Annotated in this window: 4 protein-coding genes; 1 reads left to right on the plus strand and 3 read right to left on the minus strand. The window is 64.1% G+C overall.

Annotation, left to right across the window (positions count from 1 at the left end; genetic code table 11):
* The 3 genes from A2J02_RS15405 to A2J02_RS15415 form a co-directional block, all read right to left on the minus strand.
* The coding region (locus A2J02_RS15405) for a heavy metal translocating P-type ATPase (protein WP_068051044.1) at nucleotides 1–1,660 on the minus strand (1,660 nt) is incomplete at its 3' end.
* Entirely contained in the window at nucleotides 1,657–1,938 is a 282-nt protein-coding gene (locus A2J02_RS15410) for a hypothetical protein (RefSeq protein WP_068051046.1), read from the minus strand. The genes A2J02_RS15410 and A2J02_RS15405, both read right to left, overlap by 4 nt.
* A 678-nt stretch (nucleotides 1,939–2,616) precedes the next feature.
* Nucleotides 2,617–2,850, minus strand: coding sequence for a hypothetical protein (locus tag A2J02_RS15415; RefSeq protein ID WP_230593574.1), 234 nt, complete (start codon nucleotides 2,848–2,850; stop codon nucleotides 2,617–2,619).
* A gap of 314 nt (nucleotides 2,851–3,164) precedes the next feature.
* Between A2J02_RS15415 and A2J02_RS27730 the strand changes: the two genes are divergently transcribed.
* The coding region (locus A2J02_RS27730; protein ID WP_197478040.1) for a prolipoprotein diacylglyceryl transferase family protein at nucleotides 3,165–4,167 on the plus strand (1,003 nt) is incomplete at its 3' end.

Here is a 4,167-nt window from a genome sequence, read left to right on the forward strand (position 1 = left end):
CGTCGGCATCACCGGTGATCATCACGACCGCGATTCCTCGCGCGTGCAGCGCGTCTACCGCAGTGCGTGACTCGGACCGGATCTCATCGGCGAGCGCGAGGGCACCGATCACGGCCCCGTCGGCGAGGACGTGCAGGATGATCGCCCCGTCCCCGCGCCACCGGTCGGCGACAGCGAGTTCGGATCCGTGTTCCTGCTCGAGCAGTGCCGGCCCGCCGACCTGGATCCGGACGCCGTCGACGTCGGCTGCGACCCCGACGGCGGGGGACGACTGAAAGCCGGCTGCAGCCGGGACCGTCAGGTTCCGCGCGCGTGCGGCCTCGACGATGGCACGGGCGAGTGGATGTTCGGAATCTGCTTCTGCGGCAGCGGCCAGCGCGAGAACGTTGTCGGCGGTGCGCCCGCCGGTCACCTCGACTGCGGTGACGGTGGGTTCACCCTTGGTGAGGGTCCCGGTCTTGTCGAACAGCACGGTGTCCACCGTGCGCATGGTTTCGAGTGCGAGCCGGTCCTTGACCAGAACACCGCCGCGGGCGGCGCGTTCGGTGGCGATGGAGACCACCAGCGGAATCGCCAGTCCGAGTGCGTGCGGGCAGGCGATGACCAGCACGGTGATGGTGCGGATGACGGCGTCGTCGGGCATCCCGACCAGAGTCCACACCGCAGCGGTGATGATCGCGGCACCGAGAGCGAACCAGAACAGCCAGCCAGCGGCGGTGTCCGCGATGCGCTGAGCGCGCGAGGTCGAGTTCTGGGCGTCGGCGACCAAGCGGCCGATGCCGGCGAGGGCGGTGTCCTCCCCTACTGCAGTGACCTGGACGCGCAGACCTGAGTCGGTGGCGACAGTGCCGGCGACGACTTGATCGCCGTCGCTGCGGCGGACGGTGCGTGATTCCCCGGTGATCATCGATTCGTCCATGCTCGCCGATCCGGAGACGATGGTGCCGTCCGCCGGTACGCGGCCGCCGGGGCGGACGACAACGACATCACCGAGCTGCAGCTCGGACGGGGGCACCGGCACCACATCGTCGCCCTCGACGCGTTCGGCGACATCCGGGAGCAACGCCGCCAACGAGTCCAGAGCGGAGGTGGTCTGGGCGAGTGATCTCATCTCGATCCAGTGCCCGAGCAGCATGATCACGATCAGCAGGGCCAGTTCCCACCAGAAGTCGAGCTGATGATCGAGCAGGCCGAGGCTCGCTCCCATCGACGCAATGAATGCGACGGTAATCGCCAGGGCGATGAGCAGCATCATTCCCGGTGCACGGGAACGGATTTCGCTGACTGCTCCGGAGAGGAACGGAGACCCGCCCCAGGCGTACATCACCGTTCCGAACACCGGAGAGACCCAGGCAATCCACGCTGCGTCGGGCAATGAGTAGCCGAGGAGCATCGCGAACATGTTCGAGGCAACGATCACCGGAACGGCAAGGACCAGCATGACCCAGAACAGGCGACGAAACATACCGACGTGATCACCGTGACCGGTGTGCCCGCCGTGCTCTGCGTTGTGCCCGCCGGTGTCGTGGTCCGACTGCGGAGTCGCCTTCTCTGCCCCGTCCGTGTGCATTTCGGGTCCTTCTTCATGCCCGCTGTGCTGCAGTCTGTTCGGCGGATCCGTCCGCGCGGAGTCGACGTCGGAGTGTGTGTGATCGTTCATCGTGCAGTCCTCTCATCCATCGAGTTCGATATCCATTCATCCCATGAACTCGTGGGTTCTGGTTCGGCTGTGCATTCGGCGTCGAGGGCGACAATGATCTGCGCCTGGACGAGCGCGGCTGCACTGGTGACCGTGAATGTCCCTGCCGCCGCCGATAACGCGACAGTGTCCATTCCGATCACGGCGTTGACGTCGTTGCGGACCGACGGCTCACAGTGGCCGTACATCAATACCGGCGTAACTGACAGTGCGTGATGATCATGCGTAGCTTTCGACATCTCGGACAACATATACCCCATAGGGGTATATGTTGATCAAGTCGAACCATACCCCTTCCTGATCCCATTGGGAAGAACCGTCAGGGTGTTGTCAACGCGTGAGCGCCAGTCGGCTGGCCACCAGGTGCACCCGCGGTCGCTGTCATGCTCACGGACGGGCATGGATGTCGATACCGATTCGGTCAAGGGGCGCATGCATCCGCGGCACAGCTGAGCCTTACAGCGACGGGCGTACCTGCACACGCGCGTGGATCATCGGCGTTCGCTGCGATTTCCGTTACGAGTCTTCTCACCGACTGGAGGCAGGGCAGGGCGAATTACGCCGTGTCACGGCGCGCATGGCGAGCCCGCGTGTCGACTCTCGAAGATCGCGGAACTGCTCGTTCGGTCGATCGCTGACGCCGCAGATCGGACGGTGGAGCGATACTGTCTCGTTCACCATGGGGCTGCGGCGCCGCCGATGTAGCGTTGAGTAAGTCGTAGATGGGTGTATCACTCACGTTCGGTTCCACTTTCGATCTGATCGTTTCGGTGCGCCTTCGAACGCGCCGACAGTTGCCGCTCACCGGCCCCGGGCGAGCCCTGCCCTACCGGCCAGCCGGCGCGCACCGACATATCCAGTCCGCAAACTCGGTCACATGCGGTGAAAATGCCTGCCCGTCACACCGCAGTTGCTCTTTACCGAGTGTCGGCACGCTTGCGCAGCGCAGCGGTCGCCAATTCTGCGACCGCTGCGCGATAGAAATCTCGATCTATCTCCCCGGCCGCGAATCTACGATCGAGGATTTCCTGCGCGTCCTCCCCCGATTGCGGGCGAGCGGACATCAGCCGAACCGCACCCCAGATCAACAGAGCGATCACGACCAGCCAGAACGCGGCCATTCCTGCCATCATCGTCCATCCGCCACTCATGGTGCCCATATTCATCATTGCTGCTCCTCACTCTCGCACCAGCCACCTGCTGACCTGCGGAGTGTGGTCATCCCGCAGCTCCTACTATAACGCTTAGTAGTTCAGCTACTATCGAGCATAGTAGTTGACTGCTGTCGAGACGCCGTCGCCCGGACAGGCGATGATGGAGGCAACCTGTGGGAAAGAAATCCAGCAAGTCGCGATCGAAAGCGCACAAACGACGAACCACGGCGACACGATCCGGGGGCGGCCCACCGGCTCCCCACCCCGGTGCCATACGTACTGAGCCCCAGCCAAGGCATCCCCTCTCAGCGGTGGCCCCACATTCTGCGGTCAGCGTCGCCGCCGCCGATTATCTTCGAAGCAGGGGCCACTCGCCCGGCAGCGGTGCACTCCATCCCACTGTCGCCCGGGCTTTCGCGCCGGACTCCACTACCCCACCGCGAGCGTCGGCCCAGGCCGCAGAACCGACGATCGATACTGCAGCGCCGCCGGAGCGCCCACGTGCCCGCACGCCTGAAGCTGTTGCGCCCGCACCGCAGAGTTACGCACCCAAGCGCTCACCAGCCACCAGTTGTACCGATGAGATTTCCCAGGTCGAGCCGCTGGGGCTTGCGGTGACGTACTGGGGTGTCGGCGGGGCCGATGCCGAGCCCAGCCACGACGTGGCGATTCGCTTCACTGGATCGCGGGTGGAAGTCGAGGGCCATGCATCGACCGAGAAGGTCGGTTTCGATCGGACTCTGGTCGTGAAATCACGTCCTGCCGCTGGAGGCCGGTTCGCCGCGACCACCCGTATTCAGGGCATTGCCAGCGGGGAGTGGGAGGTGAGTGCGCGACGCATCGACGGGGGCGCAGACAGTAGCGAACGGCAGCAGAACTCTGTGCTCACCGCGCGCACTGCGCTACTGACATACGGTCCCGCTGTGCGGGTGTGGAGTTGGCCGGCGTTGGTAGCCGCGGGAGCGGTGGTTGCATTGATTGTTCAGGGATTCCTGCTCTCACGCATGGATGCCAATGTTGCTGCTGCTGTTGCAATTTCAGCTCTGAGTTGCGTTTTGGGATATATCGGTGCCAAGGTTTGGTACTTGATCTTGCACCGTCGACCGATATCTACTTTCATCCGCGCAGGAGCGTGCATACAAGGCTTCCTCCTCGTTTCGCTCGGCACCTTGGTCATCGGCGGAGCACTCGGGGGTATGGACGTCGGCGCAGTCCTGGATGCAACCACCCCGGGATTGTTTCTCGGCATGGCGATCGGTCGTCCGGGATGCTTCTTGGCGGGCTGCTGTTCGGGGCGTCCGACTCGATCTCGGT

This window comes from Rhodococcus sp. EPR-147 (assembly GCF_001647185.1).
GTDB lineage: Bacteria > Actinomycetota > Actinomycetes > Mycobacteriales > Mycobacteriaceae > Rhodococcoides.

Bases quoted from the DNA above. Each gene is read 5' to 3' on its own strand.
- A2J02_RS15415 (WP_230593574.1), bottom strand. From the start codon at position 2,850: ATGAGTGGCGGATGGACGATGATGGCAGGAATGGCCGCGTTCTGGCTG.
- A2J02_RS15410 (WP_068051046.1), bottom strand. From the start codon at position 1,938: ATGTCGAAAGCTACGCATGATCATCACGCACTGTCAGTTACGCCGGTA.